This is a genomic window from Verrucomicrobiota bacterium (genome assembly GCA_021413925.1).
In the GTDB taxonomy this organism is placed as follows: domain Bacteria; phylum Verrucomicrobiota; class Verrucomicrobiia; order Chthoniobacterales; family UBA6821; genus UBA6821.
Genome location: JAIOPL010000008.1, coordinates 15,736 through 39,632, shown reverse-complemented (window position 1 = coordinate 39,632; position 23,897 = coordinate 15,736). Strand labels below are relative to the sequence as shown.

22 protein-coding genes are annotated in these 23,897 nt (G+C 55.8%); 18 read left to right on the top strand and 4 right to left on the bottom strand.

The genetic code is table 11. The features are described 5' to 3' along the window. The 5 genes from K8R57_04975 to K8R57_04955 form a co-directional block, all read left to right on the top strand. A partial coding sequence (locus K8R57_04975; protein MCE9587648.1) for a hypothetical protein occupies positions 1-271 on the top strand: 271 nt, incomplete at its 5' end. A 112-nt stretch (positions 272-383) separates the two neighbouring features. Then, on the top strand, positions 384-1,460 hold the full coding sequence (locus tag K8R57_04970; GenBank protein MCE9587647.1) for a hypothetical protein: 1,077 nt from the start codon (positions 384-386) through the stop codon (positions 1,458-1,460). Beyond that, complete coding sequence (locus K8R57_04965; GenBank protein MCE9587646.1) at positions 1,457-2,419, top strand: glycosyltransferase; 963 nt, start codon at positions 1,457-1,459, stop codon at positions 2,417-2,419. Before K8R57_04970 ends, K8R57_04965 begins: the two co-directional genes overlap by 4 nt. Further along, positions 2,416-3,648 carry a hypothetical protein gene (locus K8R57_04960; protein ID MCE9587645.1) on the top strand — a complete coding sequence of 411 codons (1,233 nt, stop codon included), beginning with the start codon at positions 2,416-2,418 and terminating at the stop codon, positions 3,646-3,648. Before K8R57_04965 ends, K8R57_04960 begins: the two co-directional genes overlap by 4 nt. Beyond that, positions 3,645-4,556, top strand: a complete 912-nt coding sequence (locus K8R57_04955) for a hypothetical protein (GenBank protein MCE9587644.1) — start codon at positions 3,645-3,647, stop codon at positions 4,554-4,556. The genes K8R57_04960 and K8R57_04955 overlap by 4 nt, the downstream gene beginning before the upstream one ends. Here the strand turns inward: K8R57_04955 and K8R57_04950 are convergent, their stop codons facing one another. Beyond that, positions 4,557-6,185, bottom strand: a complete 1,629-nt coding sequence (locus tag K8R57_04950) for a glycosyltransferase family 39 protein (GenBank protein ID MCE9587643.1) — start codon at positions 6,183-6,185, stop codon at positions 4,557-4,559. A 96-nt stretch (positions 6,186-6,281) separates the two neighbouring features. On the opposite strand from K8R57_04950, the gene K8R57_04945 reads away from it, so the two are divergent. The 4 genes from K8R57_04945 to K8R57_04930 are packed head-to-tail and all read left to right on the top strand — an operon-like array spanning position 6,282 to position 9,854. Next, positions 6,282-7,202, top strand: coding sequence for a glycosyltransferase (locus K8R57_04945; protein MCE9587642.1), 921 nt, complete (start codon positions 6,282-6,284; stop codon positions 7,200-7,202). Then, on the top strand, positions 7,199-8,281 hold the full coding sequence (locus K8R57_04940; protein ID MCE9587641.1) for a glycosyltransferase family 4 protein: 1,083 nt from the start codon (positions 7,199-7,201) through the stop codon (positions 8,279-8,281). The genes K8R57_04945 and K8R57_04940 overlap by 4 nt, the downstream gene beginning before the upstream one ends. Next, positions 8,281-9,408, top strand: a complete 1,128-nt coding sequence (locus K8R57_04935) for a glycosyltransferase (GenBank protein MCE9587640.1) — start codon at positions 8,281-8,283, stop codon at positions 9,406-9,408. The genes K8R57_04940 and K8R57_04935 overlap by 1 nt, the downstream gene beginning before the upstream one ends. A 44-nt stretch (positions 9,409-9,452) precedes the next feature. Continuing rightward, the gene (locus K8R57_04930; protein MCE9587639.1) at positions 9,453-9,854 is read left to right on the top strand and encodes an SH3 domain-containing protein; all 402 of its coding nucleotides are present in this window, start codon (positions 9,453-9,455) and stop codon (positions 9,852-9,854) included. A 58-nt stretch (positions 9,855-9,912) separates the two neighbouring features. Here the strand turns inward: K8R57_04930 and K8R57_04925 are convergent, their stop codons facing one another. Both K8R57_04925 and K8R57_04920 read right to left on the bottom strand, forming a co-directional pair. Beyond that, complete coding sequence (locus K8R57_04925) at positions 9,913-11,253, bottom strand: hypothetical protein (protein MCE9587638.1); 1,341 nt, start codon at positions 11,251-11,253, stop codon at positions 9,913-9,915. Continuing rightward, on the bottom strand, positions 11,250-11,807 hold the full coding sequence (locus K8R57_04920; protein MCE9587637.1) for a ribonuclease H-like domain-containing protein: 558 nt from the start codon (positions 11,805-11,807) through the stop codon (positions 11,250-11,252). The genes K8R57_04925 and K8R57_04920 overlap by 4 nt, the downstream gene beginning before the upstream one ends. A 148-nt stretch (positions 11,808-11,955) precedes the next feature. On the opposite strand from K8R57_04920, the gene infA reads away from it, so the two are divergent. The 9 genes from infA (at position 11,956) to K8R57_04875 (ending at position 23,106) form a co-directional block, all read left to right on the top strand. Beyond that, complete coding sequence (gene infA, locus K8R57_04915) at positions 11,956-12,174, top strand: translation initiation factor IF-1 (protein MCE9587636.1); 219 nt, start codon at positions 11,956-11,958, stop codon at positions 12,172-12,174. Positions 12,175-12,301: 127 nt separating this feature from the next. Beyond that, a complete protein-coding gene (locus tag K8R57_04910) occupies positions 12,302-12,883 on the top strand; it encodes a hypothetical protein (protein ID MCE9587635.1) in 582 nt (193 codons plus the stop codon). A 21-nt stretch (positions 12,884-12,904) separates the two neighbouring features. After that, entirely contained in the window at positions 12,905-14,836 is a 1,932-nt protein-coding gene (locus tag K8R57_04905; protein MCE9587634.1) for a long-chain fatty acid--CoA ligase, read from the top strand. 43 nt (positions 14,837-14,879) lie between these two features. Beyond that, the gene (ilvE, locus tag K8R57_04900; protein MCE9587633.1) at positions 14,880-15,749 is read left to right on the top strand and encodes a branched-chain-amino-acid transaminase; all 870 of its coding nucleotides are present in this window, start codon (positions 14,880-14,882) and stop codon (positions 15,747-15,749) included. 25 nt (positions 15,750-15,774) lie between these two features. Further along, entirely contained in the window at positions 15,775-16,386 is a 612-nt protein-coding gene (locus tag K8R57_04895) for a UvrB/UvrC motif-containing protein (protein MCE9587632.1), read from the top strand. Next, positions 16,383-17,522, top strand: coding sequence for a protein arginine kinase (locus K8R57_04890; GenBank protein ID MCE9587631.1), 1,140 nt, complete (start codon positions 16,383-16,385; stop codon positions 17,520-17,522). The genes K8R57_04895 and K8R57_04890 overlap by 4 nt, the downstream gene beginning before the upstream one ends. Continuing rightward, the gene (locus K8R57_04885; GenBank protein MCE9587630.1) at positions 17,522-20,047 is read left to right on the top strand and encodes an ATP-dependent Clp protease ATP-binding subunit; all 2,526 of its coding nucleotides are present in this window, start codon (positions 17,522-17,524) and stop codon (positions 20,045-20,047) included. Before K8R57_04890 ends, K8R57_04885 begins: the two co-directional genes overlap by 1 nt. A gap of 52 nt (positions 20,048-20,099) precedes the next feature. Beyond that, the gene (locus K8R57_04880) at positions 20,100-21,110 is read left to right on the top strand and encodes a magnesium transporter (GenBank protein ID MCE9587629.1); all 1,011 of its coding nucleotides are present in this window, start codon (positions 20,100-20,102) and stop codon (positions 21,108-21,110) included. A 244-nt stretch (positions 21,111-21,354) separates the two neighbouring features. Then, on the top strand, positions 21,355-23,106 hold the full coding sequence (locus tag K8R57_04875) for a GspE/PulE family protein (GenBank protein ID MCE9587628.1): 1,752 nt from the start codon (positions 21,355-21,357) through the stop codon (positions 23,104-23,106). A 235-nt stretch (positions 23,107-23,341) separates the two neighbouring features. Here the strand turns inward: K8R57_04875 and K8R57_04870 are convergent, their stop codons facing one another. Next, positions 23,342-23,764 carry an EVE domain-containing protein gene (locus tag K8R57_04870; protein ID MCE9587627.1) on the bottom strand — a complete coding sequence of 141 codons (423 nt, stop codon included), beginning with the start codon at positions 23,762-23,764 and terminating at the stop codon, positions 23,342-23,344. Positions 23,765-23,897: the final 133 nt, after the last annotated feature.

Below are 23,897 nucleotides of genomic sequence, written 5' to 3'. Positions count from 1 at the left end.
AAGAAATTGGGAGGAGTCGCGCGAGGGCAAGGGATACTGGATGGGAAGGCGCCTGCGAGCGAGAATCCCCCTGCGGGCTTTGACCGAGCAGGCAACACCGCCAGACGGGGTCCCTTGTCCTCGCCCGAAGGGTTGGGGGGCGTTTCCTCTTGGCCTGCGTTGGATCAGGCAGGGCAAGCCCGCTGCGGGGATTGCCACAGCCCTCCCTCCTTGGCCAAGCTGGAAAATCCCCTCCAACGCAACCCTTCCGAATTTCTTCACACGCTCTTAGACCGTGGACATGAAGAGGATGTGACGCTGTATCGGGAAGCCTTGTCTTGGATCGGAGTGATCCTGCTGGGGCTTGGGTTTGGAGTGATCCACACAGGAGATCCCTATCCGGGATGGAGGGCACTTCTGCCTGTGGCATCCACTGGCCCGCACTCTCCTTCGTCCACATCGTCAAAGGATCGGAACCCAAGTCTGTCTATCTGATTGATGCCCTGATCGTGGCCCTAGTCCTGACGGTGCTCACCTACTACTTTATCGAAAAGAAGCTCCGTCACAATAGGGCACGATGGACGCTCCCGACTTTGGTGATCGCTTTCATCCTAGTAGGAGCCGTGGGTGCTTCCGTGTGGGGAGGCTGGATCAAGCCTCCTTCCGTTAAATTGCATCTTGAGGACATGGTGATGTCGGGATCCGAGGAGTTCTGTCCTCCCTCCACCAAGTATCTTCCCTCGGCACCACATTTGGCGCTCTTCCATGTAGGAGGGAACGGCCCTCAGACGCTTTTTGTGGGTGATAGCAATATTCTCCAGTACACCCCCAGACTCCGTCATCTCTTGACTCAGGGAGTCGATGACTCCAGGGGCGCTTTGATTCTGTGGGGCGGAGGTATTCCTCCCGTACAGGGAATTTTCGATCCGGTGCATCCCGGAACACGAGAGATGATCCCAGAAATGGAAAAACTGATCAGGGAGGACAAGAAGATCGATCGTGTTGTGATCGGCTCTAACTGGGTGTGGTGGAGTTGCCTGCCTGGCTTCTCCTATCAAATCGAGGGGAAAGCATTTCCTGCGGAAGATGCAAAAGTTGCGGCCTTGGTATCGATACGCAAAATGATTCATCAACTGCGGGACGAAGGCAAAGCGGTCTATCTTGTCCTGAATATTCCAGTCGATCCCATCCAGGATCCAAAGAGAGAGATGATGAGGCGTTTTGACGGCGTGACGATATCAGCTGTACCTCCCATGACGGCCTCTGCTTTCTGCTCTCTTTATGGTGATTTTCTCTTTAGGTTAAAAGATGCCGGTGAAAAAGCCGGCGCCATAGTCATTGATCCTCTCGATTTTTTCTTAGCGTCTGGAGTCTACCCCCGGATTATCAATGGAAAACATATCTACAAGGATTCGTGCCATCTGCGTCCCTCTTTTGTCCGTGATAATGTCACTTATCTTGACGAGACAGTCAGGGAATGATTCCTAACATTTGTCAGCGGATGCTTTTTTCCATTATCACTCCGACATTCAATGCAGGCGTAACTCTAGGAGAAACTCTGGAAAGCGTTCGGAATCAGATGGGGGATGACACGGAGCATCTGATGATGGATGCCTGCTCTACTGATAAGACTCTCGAAGTAGCCAAGAAGTATCCTCACCTGATTGTCAGGTCAGAGCCGGACAAAGGTATCTATGATGGAATGAATAAGGGTGCCAAGCTTGCGCAGGGGGAATGGCTTCTCTTCCTGCAGGGAGATGACTGGCTACCAGCAGGAACAGTGGAGGCCTATCGCAGGACTATTGTGTGTTATCCTGATGCGGAAATAATCTGTGGTGACTGCGAGGCGATGAAGCAGTCGGTGGGTATCTGGTCAAGCGTCTGGTCTGTCACTGATCCTTCATTAAAGAAACTGACCGTCGAGAACATCGCTCTTGGCGAGCCGATGATCAATGCACGCCTGATTAAGAGGAGTGCGTTCGAAAAACTGGGAGGTTTCTCTCTGGATTACTCGCTAGCCTCCGACAGGGATTTCCTTCTCAGGGCCGCTGAGGCCGGAGTCAGGCAGAAGGAGATTGAGGTTGCGACCTACCGCTACCGCTGGCATGCGGGTTCCAGCACCATGACCGAGGGGAATGCACTTACCGCCAAACTTTCCCGTGAGAATCTCGAAATGGCAAAAAAAAACCTCTCAAAAGAAAGCGCAGGCAGCAGAGAGACACTACTCAAATGGCATGACCTTCTGACGGTGCAGGCGGCGATGAATGCCCTCGAGAATTTCCAATGGAGGGATCTTGTGCAGGCATACCGTGAAGGCACCGCCGAAAACCGCGGATGGATTTTCTGTTTTGCCGGTGAGATTATCCTTTCGTTGCCTGGTTTTATCTCCCGGAGAGGGAAATCCCGAACACGGCTTTTGAGGGAAGGGAGTGTTCTGTGAAAAATCACAAATCCGTTATTCATCGAATGGATCAGCGATGGATCATTGCTCTGGCGATTGCATCCTATGCTTTTCTTGTATGTGTTGCCGGCCAGCTTGGGGGGCGCGTGGCCTCCCAGCATCTGCTGCAGTTCCTGGGTGTTCCGGCCCTTGAGCATCCCTTCATGGATATGCGCGGGGTGGCTGCATGGTGCGAGGCGGCCTCGGAGGGGAAAAACCCATCGTTAGAGATCACCTACATCACGTTTGCCGGCGAGAAGCCTGTGCGTGACTTTCTGATGAACTACTCGCCTTTGGTGCTGACTCTGGGAAGTTTTGGCTTGGATCAAAATCATGCAGGGGCATGGGCGATTATACTGACACTTCTTTATGCCGCTTCCCTTTGGTTCCTATGCGGGCGTTGCAGCCCAAGTCACGCTTTTCTCTGGGGGATTCTTCTTCTTTCGCCAGCATCCGTAATGGTGGTTGAGCGGGGTAATCTCGACATGATGCTCTTCGTGCTAATCGTCGCGTCCCTTCTACTAAGAGCGAATTGTTTCGGGGCGACGGCTCCAATTCTCTTGGCGGCTTCCATCAAGTTCTTCCCGATTGCTGCCCTTGCCGCACCATGGAGAGAGGGTGGTAAAAGAAATCGTGTGGCAGTGATAATCGGAGCCGCCGTATTCCTGACTTATCTTTTTTTTCTCAGATCCAGTATCGGACAGATCGGGACTAGTCTCACGGGGCAATATCAGAGCGCGTTCGGATGCGCGGTATCTGCTGATCTGCTGAGGCATTTCGGGATGATAGGGGATGGGAATTACGGCTTGATCCGCGGTGGGCTTGCCGCGGTGGGCTGTCTATTGTTGGCGATTTCGGGTTTGTGCGGATTCCTGACTTCGAAAACGCCTGCGCGACGAACTCTTTCCGACAGGATGCAATACGCATTCTTTCTGTCCGCCCCTTTCATGTTGGGACTTTTTGTGATGGGAAATCAGATGGACTACAAATGGATCTTTTTCCTACCGATGGTGCCGGCAGCTCTCGAACTTCTTGATTCCCCGGATGCCCTTGAATCCAGGATCTCGAAGATTTGGTTCGGAGGTATTCTGGCTTACTCCTACTGGACTTTTTTCTCGGACGAGGGGTCTCTGAGGAATGCGCTTTTGAAGCAAGCGGTAATGTGGGTTGTCATGGGCATGACTGCTTTTCTATCCGGCAGACTCTGGAAGAAGGAGGCGACGAGATGAGCGTGGATGCAAAAACCACCGTAATCATCGCATCGAAAGCGGGGCGTCTCGGCAATCGTCTCTTTCAGAGCGCTCATTTCATGGGAAATGCCATCTCCAAGGGATACCGTCTTCTGAATCCCTCATTAGGTGAATATGCTTCTTTTTTTGAGGGGAGTTCCCGCGATCCTTTGTGTGAGTTTCCGCAATCAGAAAGGAATGTGGATCCCGAGTTTGCTGATCAATGCCGGGATTTCATTTATGCGGGTGCTCATCTGCTTGGACTTGTAGCGTCCAAAGTAATTGCGCCGGGTGTGAGGGGCATCGATATTCGCCGATTCGACGAAGCAGATGAAGGTGATGTTGATCTAAACGGAGCAGTTTTTGGAAAGTTGATTGAATCTGTGAAGCTGACTCTTCCGATGGGATGGAAGTTCTCTGACCATGCCGGAATGCAAAGACATCGGGATCAAATCATTCGGTATTTCACCCCGGTGCACTCGGTCAGAAACCAAGTGGAAATAGCGATGAAACGGGCCAGAGAGATTGGAGGTTTTTTGATAGGGGTTCATATCAGGCAGGAGGATTATCGATATTGGAAGGGGGGGGTGCATTACTATGAAACGGATCGATACTCACATTGGATGAGTCAGTGCGCGGAAATCTTTTCGGATCGCAAGCCTGTCTTCATGGTCTGTTCTAGCGACGAGCAGAACCCCGAGGATTTTAGAGGGCTCAATGTCATTTATGCTCCTGGGACAGCAGTCGGAGATCTGCATGCACTCTCACTCTGTGACCGGATCATGGGCCCCCCGAGTACCTTTTCGATGTGGGCATCTTATGCTGGCAATACTCCGCTGTGCATGCTTCAAACCCACAACCAATCTGTTAGTGCAGAGGATTTTTGCCTGCATTTTGGAGCAGTCTGATCAGCTATTCTTTTTCAAGATAACGATCCGTTCCATCAGGGCATCCGAACTGTGTGGGTAGATCCATGAGGGTATTCTGGGGTAGGATTTATCAAACACCTTGGCATACCCGAGCTTTCCTTCTTCTAGATCCTGGTAGAAACGGCGTGTTTCGGGCGTGCCTGCAATCACATAGGTCACTGAGGTGAAAGTGATGTAGTCGGGGTTGCGTAATAGCAACTCTTCCGCAGTGAAGAAATCCTTGGGATCGTGCGCAGCGCAATCCTTCAAGCCCTCATTAATAACCTTGTTCTCCTTGCCGAAGATTTTTGTGAATCGATTGTCAAATCCACTGTCACAGGAGACCTTTCTTTCGCGAACAGTGACGCCTGGTAGAAGGTTCCAGTTGGGTGTGTACGTACTCTCTACAAGGGCCCCTCGTGAGAAATGGGCCATGGCATAGATCTGGGCATCCATTCTTGGATCTCCAAGAAACCTGTAGCCCAGCAATAGTGAGCAGAAGATGTTGTAAATCAGGAGTGCTCCCAGAGTGGCTGTTGAGGGCCAGCGCGAAAGGGCAATCCGTTGGAGGGCTGGGGCCGCAAGAATCATGGCAAACGGAACTGCAGGAAGCACGAAACGTGGCTCCATGCGAGGAAAGCGTCCGATGGTGGCGAAATAGAAGGCAAAAACAGCGCCGCACACGATCATAAGAATGAGTTCACTACGGTGGAGGGAACGCCGACACAGCAGCGCCAGGGAGCCAAGCGCCAACCCCAAGAGGAGCAATGAGGCTGGGAGGCCGATGAGTTCGGGGAATGAGCCAAGGAAGTCGAGATAGCCCAGTCGGTGCGTGTCACCGTAATAAACGGGGGTGGTGTAAAGATTATAGAGGAACTGCTGAACGAAGCGTTGGTGATCCAAAATTGCCCCGGGATTACCGATCAGAAATCCGAGCGGAACGGAGAGAGATCCCAGAATCAAAGGCATGCGATACAGGGACCTCCAGCCCGACTGCATGAAGAGTGCCGCGGGAATCGCAATGGCAACTCCCAGTCCATTGTACTTGTCGGCCGCAGCCAGGCCGGCCAAGAGCCCCGCCAGTACCGCATCAATCATCCTGCCTGTTCTGGCAAGTCGCATCGACATGGCGAACGAGGCCAGCATCCAGAAAAGCAGGGGGGAGTCCGCAGTGCCGTAATGGTTGAATTGGATCAAACCAGCGCTAGTCGCCATGATCAGGGAAATAGCGGCGGCTGATTTGACTCCGCATCCCTTGCGGATGCTTCCGAAGACAAGGGCAATGCTCCCGCAGTAGAGCAAAATTGTCAGAAGATGGCCGCAAACCATGATGATAGCCAACGAGTGATTTGGATCCGAGGTGTTTAAAGGGAAGTGCGCTGCAAGAAAGCGTATCGGGTCAATCACGAGGAACTCTGTCAGATATGTTGTCAGGGGTGGCTTGAGATAATGGTAGGGGATCCCATTGGGTCTCAGTCCGAGGAACGCCATCTGGTCGAAATTCCAATCCTCATAGCGCCCCCAGGTAATTCCGATCATCGATAGTCCCAGGGCAAGCAGCAGGGAGATTGCAAGGAACCAGTTTCCAGGCAGGGATCCTACGCGCTTCAGCAATGGTGACGATGTCATCAAGTGCTCAATGGAAGTTGCCGGTCAGATCTTCATCAAGGAATTTATGAAAAAGATGGCCATGCCTTCGCCTGATCGCCCACTCTTCTTGGCATCATGCTGATCAGCATCATTATTCCGACCTTTAACCGCGCCCATTGTATTGGGCGGGCTCTAGCAAGCGTGAAAGCCCAGGGAATTGAAGGCCTGGAGGTTATCATTGGCGACGACGCCTCCTCGGACGAAACTGTTGCTGTTGTGAAGGCGCTGATGCCTGGAGTTACGGTGGTCTCTCTTCCCGTAAATCAGGGTGCTTCCGCCGCCCGCAATGTGGCCCTTAAGCTGGCCAAGGGTGACCTGATCGCTTTTCTCGATTCCGATGACGAATGGCTTACGGGCAAGCTGGAGAAACAAATCCAATTCCTGAAGGAGCATCCTGAGGTGGGTCTTTGCGGAGCAGGTCACATTCTTGCTTGCAAAGATGGCTCTCGGGTCGAGTTTCCGGGAAAGAATCCTCCAGATTGGCGTCGGGAGCTTCACGGCGCTGAGAGCTTTCACGGGGCCTGTACCCCGCTAATGAGGCGTGAGGTTTTGGAAAAGGTAGGTTTTCTGGACGAGAAGTTGCGGGTGCTGGAGGACTGGGACTGGATGTTGAGGATTTCCCAGGAATTCAGGATCCATGTGCTTCCGGAGATGCTGACAGTTATTCACGAGAACAATCCCTCCAACCCCGATTACACCATTCGTTCCACGGATTACTTTCTCTCCAAGCATCGAGAGGAGTTTCTGCATTACGGCGCCGCCCATGCGCGTCGGGTGATCTCGCAGCACTACGAGAATGCTGCTCGGAATCTCTTCCGTCATCATCGTACGTCTGAAGGATGCAGGATGCTTTGGAAGTCTGTTGTGACAGCCCCTCTTCGTAACCCCGTCTCCTTGGCAGCCTTTCCCTTGGCCGGGATTGATTCCATTCTTGGGACCAAACTTCTGCCCGAAGTGCTTGCAAGGAGGAATCGACTTCCCCTACGCCGATCATGAAGTTTCTTTTTCTCTCCAGCCATGCCCACTATGCACTGGATCCTGCGGCAACCCGTGTCTCGGGGGGGGCCGAGTTGCAGGTGGCGCTGCTGGCGAGGGAACTTGGGGCGCTAGGTCATGAGGTGGTGATAGTGGGCGGTGATACCCGTCAACAGGAAGGTAAGATCCTGGATGGCGTCAGAACCCTGCTTGGCGGCAAGTTTCATACCGGAGGATGGCTCGATACGCTGACTGCTTTGCCGGTTATTTACAGGATCATTGCTCGTGAAAAACCCGATCACACGATCATCTTTGGATGGACTGCTCTGCTCTGGATCTTGGCGAAAGTTCGTTCATTACTCGGCTACCAACTGATTTTTATTTGCGGTCTCGATACCGAAGTGGATGGCAGCTTCGGAAAGCGTCATGGATGGAGAGGACGGCTCTTTGAGGAGGGGATCAGGCTCGCCGACCGGCGCTTTGCCATGTCGGATCACCAGGCTGCAATGTATACTAGGCAGGGACTCTCCCATTCCGTCTACCGCAGCCTCGTTTTGCCCCGTAAAAGCCCTAGGACAGCTCTTAAGACGGAGGATCTGCTCTGGATCGGGCGTTGTCAGCAGATCAAGCGACCGCATCTCTTTCTCGATATGGTGGAGCGTTTGCCCGAAGCACGTTGTACTATGATCTGCTCACGTGAAGATATTCCGCTCTGGGAGGCCATAGCGGAGAGGGCGAAGGCAATCAACAACGTTACCTTCCTAGAGCGTGTGCCCTATCATGGGATCCAAGATTATTATGACCGCTCTCGACTTCTGGTTAGCACCTCCGAAGCAGAGGGGGTACCAAATGTCATGATTCAAGCCGCGCAAGGTGGGGCGGGCATTATCTCGCTGGAGATGGATCCCGATGGGATGATCGGAAGATTCGGGGCAGGGTTTTGCGCAGAGGGGAATTTTGAACGGATGGTCGCTGAAATCTCCAGACTGCTAGCCGATCCTACAGCCTGCGAAGCCTTGGGATCGGGAGCCGAACGTATCATTGCGGAATGGTTGGATAACGAAAAAAACACACAGGCTTTTCTGGAGGGGCTCAAGTGATGTCGAAGGCCAAGAAAGTCCTCCATGTGATCGATAGCCTCGACTTGGGTGGAGCGCAGACATTCCTGCTCGATCTGGTCAGGCACCATGATCACTCGCGATATCTTCCTGAGGTTGCGGCAATGCATGGACGGGGCGTGTATGCGGATGTCTTTGAAAAAGCAGGCATCACGATCCACTCACTCTCGCCCGGGAAGTTCCCCCCGATGTACCTTCCAAACTTCTGGAGACTGATGAAAAAGGGAGGATACGACATCCTGCATTTTCATCTCTTCGGAGCGAATCTCTGTGCCAAGCCACTCGCCATTCTGGCCGGCCATCCTGCGATTGTGGTGCATGATCAGTGCAACGATGCCTCCCGTGAGGAAAGTCCTCTTTTGCTGGCTGCAGATGCCTTCTGGAACAGGCGGTCGGATCGAGTGATAGCCGTTTCGGAGAGTACTCGTCGTTATCTTCTGGATCGCGAGGATCTTGAGGATTCGAAGGTCACCACGATTCCCAACGGGGTCGATACGGAGATGTTCCGACCTGCAACATTGGAGCAAAAGAGATCCGCTCGGCTTGCCCTGCGCCTACCTCCTGAGAGCTTTGTGATCGGTGGTGTGGGGCGTCTTGTGAGTCAAAAAAACTTCACCCTCTTTCTGAAGGTAGCGGCGGATGTCGTGCGAGACCATCCGGGGGTGATCTTTCTGATCGCAGGGACAGGGCCCCTAGAGTCTCAGTTGCGTGCGGAAGCGGAGAAGCTGGGCATTGCTGAGCGGGTGAGATTCCTCGGTCACGTCTCGGATCGTGTCAGTCTGTTTCATGCGCTGGATTCCCTGTTGCTGACCTCCGATTTCGAAGGGACTCCAATGACTCTTTTGGAGACCATGTCCAGCGGGGTTCCCGTGGTGGCCTCGGCCGTGGATGGGATCGCGGAGGTTTGCTCCCATGGCAGGAATGCCTTGCTTTCACCGCCTAGGGACCTTGGATCTTTTCGGGATTCTTTATGCCGCTTGATTGCTGAGGAGTCTCTCTGCGAAACTCTTGGTGCCGAAGGGCGTCGAACAGTAATACAAAATTACGATATCAGGGGGATTGCACGGCGCATCGAGGGGATCTACGGGGAAGTTTTGGGAGGGGATTAATCTGGACTTGGCAACGGCGGAATTTCCAAGCATAGAAATGGGCCGTGAGACTCCACTTTGCCATCTCGATTCTTTCCTTGGCGACGATGCTCTTGCTCGCTGCTTGCAGCTCTATCGAGTATAACTCCACGAACAGCCCCAGGATGGTGGTGTCTGTAGACCACACGCCCTTCTATCACAATGGGCCTTTGCAGGGTAATGGACCCGACCTTTCTCTGGCCAAGGGGGATGAGGTTGATGTTCTTCGCAAGGAAATCGGCTATAGCTTTGTGCGCATCTATGATGGTCAGAACGGGTATGTGGCCAACGATGACTTGAAACCGGTTGGGTCTTCCCAATCTGCCCAACCCGCGAAAGCACCGCAGGCCACCCCTTCTCCTGCCCCCAAGCCCGTTGCCTCTCAGGCAACCACGAACACTCCCGCTAAGCCGGGTTTCCGTTACTGACGTCGGCTTAGCGGATTGAGGGAATGGGCTTCTGATGAGAAGCCGCTAATGTCTTAACTCACCTTTCCGGAGAGCCGGTGAGCTGTTCATCGAGCTCGGTCATTGCTTTCCAGCGGGCCTTGAACTCTCGGTCGTAGCGTTGGTCCTGCCACTCGCTCATCTGTTGGCGGTGGGTAATGACCTTTTCCGCAGAGGGCAGGAATGTTGTATAGCTTTCCCGGAGGAAACGAAGGGCCGCCGGATCCCTGTCCCAGAGCGTCGCATAGGACTGCATGAAATCCTGGGCATATCCTGGTTCCGAGCGGTCATTGGGATGCCAGATTTCTGAAGAGGGAGTCGGCAGGTCCAGAAGCAGGGGAGCGATGTAGAGATTCTTGAGCATGGCTTCTTTGTAGGCTTCCGCCGCCCCGGTCTCGTCTCCCGAGCGCCAGAGGGTGAGTCCTTTTCCGAAGAGAAGCGCCGGTTCGCAGTAATCGTCGGGATAGTTCTTCTCGTAATCCTCCAGGGATTTGAGGGCCTTGCTTTCATTCTCTCCCAGGAGATAAACCAAGGGCACAAGGAAACGGACTCCCTGATTGTCCGAGGGATTGAGAGTTAGGAGATGTTCCAGATCCTTGGCGGTCTCCGCAAAGTGTCCTTGGTGCCATTCGGTCATGGCCCGTCCGTAGAGTGCTCTCATGAAGGGGCGTGTTTCCAGATCGTTCCACCACTCCGGAGATTCCCCCTTCCAGCGGCGTTTCTCACGATCAATGAGCTCCTGATACCCGCGACGGCATTCCGTCCAACGGGCCGCCTGGTAATCAGTATCGGCAAGCTCGATCCGTGCCAGGAGGCAATCGGCATCCTGTTCCAGAGCTTTCTTCAAGTGGGCGCTCTTTTTTCCTGGTGAGCGCAGTCGGCGAGAGGCGACCACTAGGCCGCGTGCGATAGCGCTCGGGGAGTGGAATTCCTCACCCCGGAGGCGCTGGGTAATCCTACGGACGAACTGCAGGAGATCCCCCGGCTTCGCGGTTGGGAATGCCCCGAAGGCAATCTCGATCCGGCAATCCAGTGCAAAGGCTTGCCAAGCCTCGGTATCCCAGTCGTCGCTCTCCGCGATGGTGAGACGATCCGGGGTGCCGTGTTCATCGAAGAGACGGCCGAGGAGTTGCTCGGCCCTTACCTGGTCGAGCTCCTCCAGAATTTCGGGAGGGCAGAGCGGTTTGCCGGCTGATGTGGTCACCAGCAGGCACGTGGGAAGATAATATTCCTGATCGGATCCCTGGAGCTCTGCCAAGGAAACATGGGAAGCACTGGGCGCATTGGAAAGAAGGGCTGGCTTGGGCTTGGGAACAGGCTCTTCCAGATCCAGCCAGAGAAGCCGCCAACTATTACGCGCTGTATCAAGCGGTTGGATCATGGAATCTCCACGGTAAGAGTCTGCTTGCGGGAGAACCTGTCGATGTAGTGGAGCTTGCCATGCTCCACAGCATATTCATGAACCATTTTAGTGACCTTCACGTCGAAGCAGCAGTACTCCGCGACTTCCATGATTTTCCCTTCTCTCCACCAGCGGATGGCATCCAGCCCCTCCGCGGTCTTGCCGACTCCGAGCGTCGCCGTGGCGATGGAGTCCAGAGGCAGACGGTGCCCGGCGGCTTTCTCCACCACCTCCAGCATATCCAGGGTAGGAAGATGATGGGGGAGATCCAGAATGGTGTAACCCATCAGGACCTCATAGTCGAAGCGCCTATTATTATAGCCGATGACCAGATCGGCACGACTCAGGAGTTCAATGAGATCCCCGACACGCTTCTCGGTGAAAATCTCGTAACTCTCCGTCGCTGTGCTGTATGTGACCCCGATGGAGACACCCATATCGGCTTTCTTGTCCCATCCCCCCACATCATTGGCGGTGCGTTGGGTTTCCAGATCGAAATAGACGATGTTCTTGGAATTCTTGGAAGTGGACACGGGATTTGGATGCTAACGCATCCGACTAAAAAGTTAAAAGGTTACAAAGTAAAAAGATTTGGAGAGAGGCGATACGTACTCTCTTTCGGTAAAAGTAATAGATTTCTCTTTTCAGATAGTGATGTTTTAGATATTAAACTTCCCCTTTATGGCTAAAGAAGAAGCAATCACTACCGAAGGCGTTGTCGTCGAGGTTCTCCCTGGCACCATGTTTCGTGTGAAGCTCGGAAACGGCCACGTGTTACTGGCTCATATTTCCGGGAAAATGCGCAAGCATTTCATCCGAATTGTCCCCGGTGACAAGGTAACTGTCGAAATGTCCCCTTATGACCTGACCAAGGCGCGCATTACCTTCCGTACCGCATAATCGCAAATCCATCTGGATCGCAGTTAAAAAGTTGAATCGCTAAAAAGGTTACAATCCAAAACTAATTAAACCAATCAATCCCTAAAGCCCCATCACCTATCACCTAAACCCGATACCCTACACCTATATGTCCATCCCTGACTCACTTACACTGAAGAAAGCAATGAAGATCGCCTCGAAAATCGAGCGTCTTCAGCAGAAGCTCCACGAACTCCTTGGCGATACCCTCGAGCTTCCGGCCGCCACCGTGATTATGAAGAACCAGCTTCTGGAGGCCGCTCAGACCCCCCGTCGCCGTGGTCGTCCTCCCGGCTCCGGGCGCAAGTTCTCCGCCGATGGCACGCCCAGCACATCGAAGCTAGCCGGCCGCCCTCGTCCTACTTCCCCCTCGGGTCCTCTAGCTCCTGCCGTGGTAAGGGTCCTTCATCGCTACAACCGTCCCATGAAGGTGACGGAGATCCTTATCGGTCTTGAGCAGGACAATTACATCTGGACTGCCAAGAACCCCAAGCAGACCCTCTATGTCCGTATCGGCAAGCTGGCAGGTGTCCAGAAGACAGGCGAAGGACTCTATGTCGCCGATGGGATTGTCCCCACCGGGATCGTTCCCGAGGTGGTCTCTACTCCTTCCGTCGATCACCCGGCGCAGGCTCCTGTTTCTTCCTTCGGAACAGACGCGGTTGCTCCTGAGGCCCCTGCCTCGTATTAATCATTCTGTCACGGTCACCTCATGACCGGACGGATTTCCGCGCCGAACCTCGCCTCCCTCTTTGCGGAGGCGGGGAACAGGTGGGGCCAGTGCCCCGCCTTCTCTACTCGTCGGGCCGACGGGACCTTTCACTCCGTCAGTTTCGGGTCATGGATTGACCGCTCGCTTGCCCTTGCGACGGCATTGATCGAGCTCGGGATCGAGGCCCGCGATCATGTCGCAATCCTCTCTGATAATTGCTTCGAGTGGATTCTGGTCGATGCCGCCGTTCAGTTCTGCGGAGGTGCCGATGTGCCGCGTGCCGCTGATGTGACGGAGGGCGAGATCGCCTATATCCTCGATCATGCTGACGTTGAGGTGGCCTTTGTTCAGAATGCTGACGTGCTTGCCAAGGTGGAGTCCGTACGCGGACAACTCCCTAAGCTTCGCCATCTCATCCTGATGAGCCCCGTAGAAGGGGAGGGGCATCTTCCGAAGAATGTCCACGCACTCCGTGATCTCGAGATCCGGGGGGAGAAGCTGCGTCTCCAGGGCGATCGCTGCGCTGAGGAGCGGATCGCAGGCATCAGTCCCTCGGATCTCTTCACCCTCATCTACACCTCCGGGACTACCGGCACGCCCAAGGGGGTACAACTCACCCATGCCGCGATGGCCTCGCAGATTCAGAATCTCCCTTTTGTGCTGACACCTAAGGACCGGGCCCTCTCGATCCTGCCCATCTGGCACAGCTACGAGCGTGTCTTCGAGGTGATCTCCATCGCCTGCGGCGTCCACACCTACTACACGACGCTTCGACATCTTGGAGAGGATTTGCAGTCTGTGAAGCCGACAATCATGGTTTCGGCTCCCCGTCTCTGGGAGGGGCTCTATCAGCGGATTGTGTCCAAGGTTCAGAAGGCATCACTTCTCCGCAGGATCTTGTTCCGATCGGCCCGCTTCACAGCCCACGAGGTGCGCACGGCCGATTCCTTCTTCTCCGGTAGGCAGATCGATCTCCATGGTCGCGATGTGTCGGTCTCGTCACTCCTGGCGATTCGTCATGCCATAGGATGGGCGCTCTGCATCATCCCGTCGTTACTGCTGGATCGCTTGGTTCTCTCCAAGCTGCGTGCCGTGGTCGGCGGTGAGTTCCGGGGGACGATTTCCGGTGGTGGAGCCCTGCCTCCCCATGTCGATGCCTTCTTCAATGATATCGGCATCCCTGTGCTTGAGGGCTATGGGCTCACGGAGAGCTGCCCGGTGCTAGCCGTTCGCACCTGGGAAAAACTCGTGATCGGCACGGTCGGCCCCGTCTTTCCTGGGACGGAGATCCGAATCGTCGATCTCGTGACGGGGGCGATTCTCTACCCCGATCCGACACGCAGGGATCTCGGCCGTGGAAAGCGTGGCGAGATCCATGCCAAGGGCCCTCAGATCATGAAGGGATACTACAAGGATCCCGAGGGAACTGCTCGCGTCCTGCAGGACGGATGGCTAGCTACCGGCGATCTTGGGGTGATGTCCTTCAACGACTGCCTGAAGATCGTCGGTCGGTGCAAGGAGACCATCGTTCTGCTAGGCGGCGAGAATGTGGAACCTCTCCCCATCGAGTCCAAGTTGCTCGAGTCCCACCTGATCGACCAATGCATGGTCGTGGGTCAGGATCAGAAGCATCTCGGACTACTGGTGGTCCCTTCGCTTGCCGGATTTGCTGGATTTGCGGGAGCGTGCATTGCTGCCGATGATGTTGCAGCGCTCAAAGCACACCCCGAGGCCCGTGAGATGCTCCGCCTCGAGATTAGACGCCTTGTCGGAGATGCCACGGGATTCAAGCCCTTCGAGCGCATCGCCGCGTTTGAGCTGATCGAGAAGCCGTTTCAGGTCGGGGACGAGCTCACGATGACCTTCAAGCTCCGCCGCCATGTCATCACCGAGAAATACGGCAAGGAAATCGGCGCCATGTTTGACGCCTAGTCGCTTGTCAGCGACCTTGCTCCAATCCATAATTTAAGAAGTTATGCAGATCTATATCGACGGTGCTTTCTACCCTGAATCCGAGGCCAAGATCTCGGTGTTCGACCACGGCCTTCTCTATGGAGACGGCGTGTTCGAGGGGATCCGATTCTACAACGGCAAGGTCTTCCGTCTGGAGGAGCACATTAACCGACTCTACAAGTCGGCCGCCGCGATCTGGATGGTGATTCCGCTGGATCGTGCCGCAATGACCGAGGCGCTGCTCGAAACGATCCGCCGTAATGAGCTGAAGGATGGATACATCCGCCTTGTGGTGACCCGAGGTAAGGGGAACCTGGGACTCAGCCCCGAGCATTGCCCGAAGCCGACTGTCATCATCATCGCTGCCAAGATCACGCTCTATCCCGCTGAGAGCTATGAGAAGGGACTGAAGGTTGTGACCTGCTCCACGCGCCGCATTGCCCATGGGGCCCTCAGTCCGATGGTGAAGTCGCTTAACTATCTCAACAATATCATGGCCAAGATCGAGGCCACCCACGCCGGAGCAGGCGAGGGGCTGATGCTGAACGAGCAGGGGCTCGTTGCCGAGTGCACCGGCGACAATATCTTTATTGTCTCAGACGGATTGATCACCACGCCGCCGATCTCCTCGGGAGCGCTCGCCGGAGTCACGCGTGCCGTGGCTATTCAGATCGCCGATGAGTTGGGTCTGGAGGTATCAGAGCCGCAGATGACCCGCTACGATATCTACACAGCCGACGAGTGTTTCCTGACTGGCACCGCTGCCGAGATCATCCCCGCAGTGGAGCTTGATAAGCGTCCGATCGGGGATGGCAAGCCCGGTCCGGTCACCCAGCGCCTGATCGCCCGATTCCACGAGTTGACACAGACCGAAGGCACGCCGATCTGTTGATATCAGCCATTTTTCACCCACACCTATGTTCTGTGATGTCTGCAAATCCAAGGAGGCCACTGTCTTCCTGACCCAGATCGTGGAGGGGAAGATGCAGAAGGTGAATCTCTGCGAGGTATGCTCGAAGGAGAAGGGGGTCAACGATCCGACCGGATTCGCTTTGGCGGATCTCCTGCTGGGTCTGGGGGCCGCTCAGGAAATCGACAAGAACCCAGCGGGCATTCGCTGTCCGGTCTGCGGTTTCTCACAGGCCGATTTTAAGAAAACGGGGCGTCTCGGATGCAGCGCCTGCTATGACGCCTTTGCCGAGGGACTATCCGGCATGCTCAAGAACATGCATCGCGGAAGCGTCCACACCGGAAAAGTGCCAGCCAAGCTACGCGTTGGGCGTCTGCGCAACAAGGAGCTGACTGAGTTGCAGGCAAGCCTCCAGAAGGCGGTCCAGGAGGAGCAGTTCGAAGAGGCGGCAACCCTGCGTGATCGGATCCGCAAGCTGGAGGAGGAATCCCATGCCGAGGCGATATCTTCTCAGGAGCCCTCTGCCGAAGTGAATCGCATTGCCTCAATAGCTCAATCTCCCGGAACTGCCGAGACCGCCCAGGCTCTTGGCGCTCCAAAACCCCGCAAGCAAGCGTGAAGCTCTCCCGGATCATTGCCAACACGGGCGAGTGGCTCAGCGGAGCCGGTCCCCATGATCAGATCGTGGTGAGCAGCCGTGTCAGACTGGCCCGTAATCTGAAAGGCAAGCCCTTCCCGGGGTGGGCGAAGAAGGCGGAACGCGTGGCGGTCCTCGAAGAGATACGGACTGCCGTGGAGCAGCTTCCCGAGATGGAGGAATCCTTCTCCGAGAAGTTGGATGATCTCTCCGCGCTCGAGAAGCAGGTTCTCGTGGAACGCCACCTTATCAGCCGTGAGCATGCGGCCAAGGGAGCCGGCAGCGCCGTCGTGATGAATACGTCACAGACTCTCAGCTTCATGATCAATGAGGAGGATCACCTCCGGATGCAGGCGATCCGGGCAGGGCTTCAGTTGGACCAGGTCTTTGCCATGATCAACCAGACTGATTCAGAGCTGGAGGACACGCTGGACTTCGCCTTCCATAACGATCTCGGCTACCTGACGGCCTGCCCGACGAATGTGGGTACGGGTATGAGGGCCAGCGCGATGATGCATTTGCCGGGTCTCGTCATGTCGGAGCAGGTGAACAAGATCATCAACTCGGTCAATAAGATCGGTCTTGCCGTGCGCGGCCTCCATGGGGAGGGAACCGAGGCGATGGGGAACCTCTTCCAGGTATCCAACCAGACGACTCTCGGAGAGACCGAGGAGGAGATCATCGGGCGCCTGAACAAGGTCATTTTCCAGATCCTGGAACATGAGCAGAATGCCCGCCAGATTCTGCTCCAGCAGCGTGCCGAGACTCTCCTGGACCAGATCGGTAGGGCCTATGGCATCCTCTGCCATGCCCATTCGATAACCTCGAAGGAAGCTTTGAACCTACTCTCGTTCATCAAGATGGGTGTCGATCTTGGCCTCTTCCCATCAAACAACCGTCTCCATGTGGACGAACTTTTCATCGAGACCCAGCCAGCCCATCTCCAGAAGGGGCTGCAAGTCACGAAATTGGGGGCCGAAGAACGCGATTCCTTGCGCGCGGCCCTTATTCGAGCGAAGTTAAAACAGATGCCGGAACCTGAAATCGGGAAAATCCCGACCAATGGCTCCACCACAACGAGCACAAGCAGCACATCCGAAACAAGCGAGGAATCATGATGAACAATTTCACGCCGCGCGCCCAGCAGGTCCTTGCCCTTTCACGCAAGGAAGCTGATCGCTTCAACCACAACTATGTCGGGACCGAGCATCTGCTGCTGGGCCTCATCAAGCTGGGTCAGGGAGTGGCCGTGAATGTGCTTCAGAAGATGGGACTGGATTTGGAGACTGTCCGCCAGGAGGTTGAGAAGCAGGTCGGTTCCGGTCAGGAAAATAAGATGGCTGGGAATATTCCCTACACGCCCCGCGTGAAGAAGGTGCTGGCCCTTGCTGGCAAAGAGGCCAAGGCCCTGCAGCACTCCTACGTCGGAACCGAGCATATCCTGCTCGGTCTGCTCCGTGAAGGTGAGGGGGTTGCCGCCCAGGTTTTGAAGAATTTGGAAGTCGATCTCGACCGCACACGCAACGAGGTGCTCAAGGAACTCGATCCCAACTTCAACCCCGAGGAGGGTCAGGAACACGAGGGTTCGGGTGATGAAGAGGAAATGGCCTCCGCCTCCGGAAGTTCTTCCCGAAAAGAGGGGAAGACCCCGGCCCTGAAAGCCTTTGGACGCGACCTCACCGAGATGGCTTCCAAGGGGGAGCTTGATCCCGTGATCGGCCGTGCCGAGGAGATCGAGCGTGTGATTCAGATTCTCTGCCGTCGCAGCAAGAACAACCCCGTGTTGATCGGCGAAGCCGGTGTCGGCAAGACAGCCATCGCCGAGGGACTCGCTCAGGAGATTGTCGCCGGCAATGTGCCGGAACTTCTGGTCGGCAAGCGTGTCATCACGCTCGATCTTGCCCTCATGGTGGCCGGCACGAAATACCGCGGACAGTTCGAAGAGCGAATCAAGGCGGTGATGGACGAAATCCGTAAGAACAAGAATGTCATCCTCTTCATCGACGAGATGCACACCATTGTCGGTGCTGGCTCCGCCGAAGGCGCCATGGATGCCTCCAACATCATCAAGCCGGCTCTCAGTCGCGGTGAGCTCCAGTGCATCGGGGCCACCACGCTGAACGAGTACCGCAAGTACATTGAGAAGGACTCGGCACTGGAGCGTCGTTTCCAGTCCGTGAAGGTCGAGGCTCCTTCCGTCACCGACACCGTCCTCATTCTCAAGGGCCTTCGTCCCAAGTACGAGGCTCACCACAAGGCCGTCATCACCGACGCTGCGCTGGAGGCTGCTGCCAAACTCTCCGACCGCTATCTTACCGGGCGCTTCCTGCCCGACAAGGCGATCGATCTCATGGACGAGGCTGGTTCCCGTGCGCGGATCGGCGCGATGACCCGTCCTCCCTCCACCAAGGATCTCGAGGCCGACATCGATCGGATTCGGGGTGAAAAAGAGGCCGCCATCAAGGCCCAGGATTTCGAGAAGGCGGCTTCACTTCGCGATACCGAGAAAAAAGCCAAAGAGGATCTGGAGGTAGCCTTGGCCACTTGGCGGAAAGAGCGCGATGAGCGCGAGGTCATCGTCGGCGAAGAGGAGATCATGCATGTCCTCTCCAAGTGGACCGGTGTGCCGCTCAACCGTATGGAGCAGAAGGAGACGGCAAAACTCCTTGCGATGGAGGAAGAGCTCAAGAAGCGCGTCATCGGTCAGGACGAGGCAGTCACGGCGATCAGCAAGGCGCTCCGCCGCTCCCGTGCCGACCTCAAGGATCCACGCCGCCCGATCGGTTCCTTCATCTTTCTCGGCCCCACAGGTGTCGGCAAAACCTTTCTGGCCCGCTCGCTGGCGGAATTCATGTTCGGCGACTCCGATGCGCTCATCCAGATCGACATGTCCGAGTACATGGAGAAATTCACCTCCTCAAGGCTCATCGGATCCCCTCCGGGCTATGTCGGTCATGAGGAGGGAGGACAGCTCTCCGAGGCCGTCCGCCGCCGTCCCTATTCCGTTGTCCTGTTTGATGAGGTGGAAAAAGCCCACCCCGACGTCATGCACCTGCTGCTCCAGATCCTGGAGGAGGGGACCATCACTGACAGTCTGGGTCGCAAGATCGACTTCCGGAATACCATCATCATTCTGACCTCGAATGTGGGCGCCGAGCTGATCAAGAAGCAGACCACGCTCGGATTCGGTGCTCCGAAGCACGATGAAGGTTACGACACGATGCAGGGCAAGATTCTGGAAGAGACCAAGAAGGTCTTTAAACCCGAGTTCCTGAACCGTCTCGACGACATCATTGTCTTCCATACGCTCTCCAAGGAGATGCTGACGCGCATCGTCGATCTGGAGGTAGTCAAGGTGGTTGACCGGATCAAGGAGAAGGAAATCATTCTTACCCTCGATGCGGCGTCGCATGAACTCCTGATCGAGAAGGGATACGATCCCACGTACGGAGCCCGTCCGATGCGTCGTGCCGTGGAGCGCTACCTCGAGGACCCGATGGCCGAGGAGATCCTGCGTGGAACTTTCAAGGCGGGTGACCAGATCCAGGTTACCCGTGACGGAGAGAAGCTCGCTTTCAAGGTTTCCGAAGTCCCCGGCGGTGCGCCCCCTGCCCCAGCTAAGACCCGGAAGGCCAAGGGCTAGGATTTCTCTGTAAGCAATTCGAGTAACTGAGCGCTCCGCGAATTTCCGGGCAATGTCCCCTAAATCATCGCCTGCGGGGAACGCTCCCAAGGAACATCTGGGTCGCCCGATTTCAGAATTCATCAGTCCTGGTCCGCCGCCTCTCAGGGTCGATCAGACTGTGGGGCAGGCTCTTGATGCGATCCGTGCTACCGGATTAGCAGAGCGGATCTTTTACTTCTATGTCGTCGATGCCGAGGGATGTCTATCCGGTGTTGTGCCGGCCCGGAAACTTCTGACCGAACCGCTCGACAGTCGGATCTCAGAGGTGATGATGACTCGGGTGCTTTCTCTTCCGGAGAATGCAACCCTGATGGAGGCCTGCGAGTGCTTCATTCTTCATAAGTTCTTGGCGATTCCTGTGGTCGACGGAAACAAAAGACTCCGTGGCATCATTGATGTGGGGCTTTTCACCGATGAGGTGATGGAGCTCAGCACGGGAACCAATAACGACCAGCTCTTTCAGTCAATCGGCATCCACGTGCAGGAAGTGCTGCATGCCTCCCCGTGGAAGGCCTTCGGCATTCGCTTCCCATGGTTGGCAGCCACCGTCTCGGGCGGGGTGCTCTGTGCGGTTCTGGCAGGGGCCTTTGCATCAACCCTCCAGCAACGGGTGGTTCTGGCTGTCTTCATGGCATTGGTGCTGGGACTCGGCGAGGCGGTGGCAGCCCAGTCGCTGGCCTTGACGGTCCAATCGCTCCCCCATTCCCGGGTTCGATGGAAATGGCTCCGTGTGAAACTCCGCCGCGAGGGAGTCACGGCCGCCTTGCTTGGATTGCTTGCCGGGGTTGCCGTGGCGCTGATGGTCTCTCTCTGCTGGCATGATACTGTGACAGCGATTTCGATCGGCGGGAGCGTTGTGCTTTCTGTACTCGTATCAGGCTTACTGGGCGTGCTCGTGCCTGTACTGCTCCGTAGTGTCCACTGGGACCCCAAGATTGCGGCGGGCCCGATCACCCTTGCGGCAGCCGACCTCTTCACGGTCACCTGTTATCTGGTGACGGCCAGAATCCTTTTGGGTTAAACCCGAACTCCGAAGTTGAGCAGAGTGATTTGACGCAATCTACTGACCGCAAAGAAGTCTTGTCGATCCTCGCCTGTATCAATCGATACGCCCTCGGAATCTTCGCAACTCCTATCGGCCAGCATCTTATGCCAACTCATCACTGTCATCTTCGGAGTTCGGCTTAATCCGCTCTTGCGGCCGTTTCTCGATGAGGGATAGTTACCCCGTGTCTAACACTACGCTCCAGAAACCTGCTCCAGCAATGAGTCAGGGTTTGGCCGATCTGCTGCTCTCTGCAGCTGAAAAAGCCGGCTGTGCTGATCTGGATGTTGTGAGGGAGGCCCTTGCTCGGGCGGCTTTTTCGCAGCAGTCCCAGGTCGCTGCTGTCATCGCCACGGGTACCGTCCCCGAAAACGATTTCATGAAGGAGTTGGCCTCTCTCCTCAGCATAGAGTGGAGGGAGGAGGATCAGGTGACTCCGGCCGAGAATGTCCGTTCCACGTTTCCCGCAAGGCTTGCCCTCGGCTTCCAGATTCTGCCCGAGCAGCCCCGGGAACAAGGCAATGAGAACAATCCGCTGGAGGAAAAAACGACATCTTCTTCAGATGAACTGAGTCTCCTGATCTGGGATCCCTTCGACCATGCCGCCTGGCAAGCAGTCACCCACCATCACCCGGGTGTTGTCCATCTTGTGATGACGACGCGCCGCCGTCTGACCGAAGCCGTGAAGGCTGCCTATGGCGTCGGTGCCGAGACCTTCGAGGAGTTGCTGGAGGGACGGGACGAGGAGGCCTTTGTCGAGAAAGAGGAGGTCAATGTCCTAGACGGCGAGGATCCCGAGGCCTCGGTCATGAAGTTCGTGAATCAGATTCTGCGCGAGGGGCTTCAGCAGGGGGCCACCGATATTCACTTTGAGCCGCTCGGCCACGATCTCCGTATCCGCTACCGCATCGACGGTGTCCTGCACGAGGCCCCCGTTCCGCCGAATATCCGGGTTCTTCAGGATTCCGTGACCTCGCGTCTGAAAATCATGGCTTCACTGGACATCGCCGAGCGGCGATTGCCGCAGGATGGCCGTATCGCACTCGAGCACAAGGGCCGTCCCATCGACGTGCGTGTCGCGACGATCCCCTGTGTGCACGGGGAGAATGTCAGCCTCCGTTTGCTAGGTGCCGAGCAGTTCGATTTCAAGCGCCTCGGTCTGGAGGAGGGCGTCGAGAAGATCATCCGCTCATTGATCGCGATGCCGAACGGCATTGTCCTGGTGACCGGTCCCACCGGTTGTGGCAAGAGTACATCGCTCTACACGTTCCTCAGCGCTCTCAATGTGAAGGAACGCCGGATCATCACGATCGAGGATCCTGTGGAGCACAAGATCGACGGGGTCATCCAGATCGCGGTGAAGCCGGAGATCGACCTGACCTTTGCCAACGCCCTGCGAAGCATTCTCCGCGGTGACCCGAACGTCGTGATGATCGGTGAGATGCGCGACCGCGAGACGGTCGAGATCGCGATTCGTGCGGCACAGACCGGTCACCTGGTCTTCAGCACGCTCCATACGAACGATGCTGTCGGCGGCATCACCCGACTTATCGACATGGGAGTAGAGCCATTCCTTGTGGGCTCTTCCGTCCGTGCGTTCTTGGCACAGCGCCTTGTCAGGAAACTCTGCCCGAAATGCTCCAAGCCCTCGGAGATATCTGCGGCGGAACTGGAAGGCATCGGTTTTCCGATGGAGCTGGCGGTAGGTCTGCGGCAACCCGTGGGATGTCAGTCTTGCAGGCAGAGCGGCTATGCCGGCCGGCTGGCCATCATGGAGATCTGTCTTGTGACCCATGCCTTGCAGGAGCTGTTTCAGAAGCGGGCCACGGGCAACGAACTTGCTGAACAGGCTGTCAAAGACGGAATGATTCCCCTCAGAAAGGATGGTTGGCGCAAGGCCTCCATGGGACTGACCTCACTGGAGGAGGTCCTGCGGGTCACCGCAAGCGATCTGGCCGTGCTCGACGAGTAGGGCATCCGATAAAACTCGCGCAGAGTTCGCTAAACAGACTGCATATTTTCCCGCAGAGGCGCGGAGAACGCAGAGTTTTTTCTAATGAAATTGGATAGTGATGATTAGCCCCCACTCATTCACTGAAATCGGACGTAATGATTTCATCTCTATCCACCGCGTTCTCTGCGCCTCCGCGTGATACATTTCTGTCTTACTGCAAATGCATCAGAATAAATCAAAAATGCCCTAGTTCTTAGATCTTGGCGCCCATTTCCAGGATCCTTGCATACTCCTCAGGCTTTACAGGCATGACGCTGAGTCGGGACTGCTTAATGAGCGAGATCTCGGCTAGGGAGCGATCCTCCTTGATCTCCTTGAGCGTCACAGGGGTGGGGAGTGCCTTCACGGCAGCCAGATCGACGCAACTCCAGTCACCCTCCGTCGCGGTGGCATCGGCGTAAGCCTCCTTCATCACTTTGGAGATCCCCATCACCGAGGGATCGGTGACGCTCTGATAGAAGAGAACAAGGTCATCCTTCTTCATGGCGCGTAGATTATTACGGGCTTGAAAGTTCCGGACGCCGGTCCAAGCGGTTTTACCATCCTTTACAAGATCTTCCCATGCGTAGGCCGAGGGTTCCGATTTGACGAGCCAGTGACGGGGTTCTTGAGCCATGGAGACGTTTTATCCGGAATGGGGGAGTTCTTTCAATCTCATCATAATACCGATCTTCGTGCTGATCGTCTCTTGCCGATGGAACACAGAAGGGCTTTCTCCTTGCATTCCTTTAGAGGTGTGGCGATTTTTA

Coding starts and splice junctions, on each gene's coding strand:
- K8R57_04955 (MCE9587644.1), top strand. CDS start 3,645: ATGAGCGTGGATGCAAAAACCACCGTAATCATCGCATCGAAAGCGGGG.
- infA (MCE9587636.1), top strand. CDS start 11,956: ATGGCTAAAGAAGAAGCAATCACTACCGAAGGCGTTGTCGTCGAGGTT.
- K8R57_04925 (MCE9587638.1), bottom strand. CDS start 11,253: ATGATCCAACCGCTTGATACAGCGCGTAATAGTTGGCGGCTTCTCTGG.
- K8R57_04945 (MCE9587642.1), top strand. CDS start 6,282: ATGCTGATCAGCATCATTATTCCGACCTTTAACCGCGCCCATTGTATT.
- K8R57_04965 (MCE9587646.1), top strand. CDS start 1,457: ATGATTCCTAACATTTGTCAGCGGATGCTTTTTTCCATTATCACTCCG.
- K8R57_04935 (MCE9587640.1), top strand. CDS start 8,281: ATGTCGAAGGCCAAGAAAGTCCTCCATGTGATCGATAGCCTCGACTTG.
- K8R57_04950 (MCE9587643.1), bottom strand. CDS start 6,185: ATGACATCGTCACCATTGCTGAAGCGCGTAGGATCCCTGCCTGGAAAC.
- K8R57_04970 (MCE9587647.1), top strand. CDS start 384: ATGGAGGGCACTTCTGCCTGTGGCATCCACTGGCCCGCACTCTCCTTC.
- ilvE (MCE9587633.1), top strand. CDS start 14,880: ATGCAGATCTATATCGACGGTGCTTTCTACCCTGAATCCGAGGCCAAG.
- K8R57_04910 (MCE9587635.1), top strand. CDS start 12,302: ATGTCCATCCCTGACTCACTTACACTGAAGAAAGCAATGAAGATCGCC.
- K8R57_04940 (MCE9587641.1), top strand. CDS start 7,199: ATGAAGTTTCTTTTTCTCTCCAGCCATGCCCACTATGCACTGGATCCT.
- K8R57_04870 (MCE9587627.1), bottom strand. CDS start 23,764: ATGGCTCAAGAACCCCGTCACTGGCTCGTCAAATCGGAACCCTCGGCC.
- K8R57_04895 (MCE9587632.1), top strand. CDS start 15,775: ATGTTCTGTGATGTCTGCAAATCCAAGGAGGCCACTGTCTTCCTGACC.
- K8R57_04880 (MCE9587629.1), top strand. CDS start 20,100: ATGTCCCCTAAATCATCGCCTGCGGGGAACGCTCCCAAGGAACATCTG.
- K8R57_04875 (MCE9587628.1), top strand. CDS start 21,355: ATGAGTCAGGGTTTGGCCGATCTGCTGCTCTCTGCAGCTGAAAAAGCC.
- K8R57_04905 (MCE9587634.1), top strand. CDS start 12,905: ATGACCGGACGGATTTCCGCGCCGAACCTCGCCTCCCTCTTTGCGGAG.
- K8R57_04885 (MCE9587630.1), top strand. CDS start 17,522: ATGAACAATTTCACGCCGCGCGCCCAGCAGGTCCTTGCCCTTTCACGC.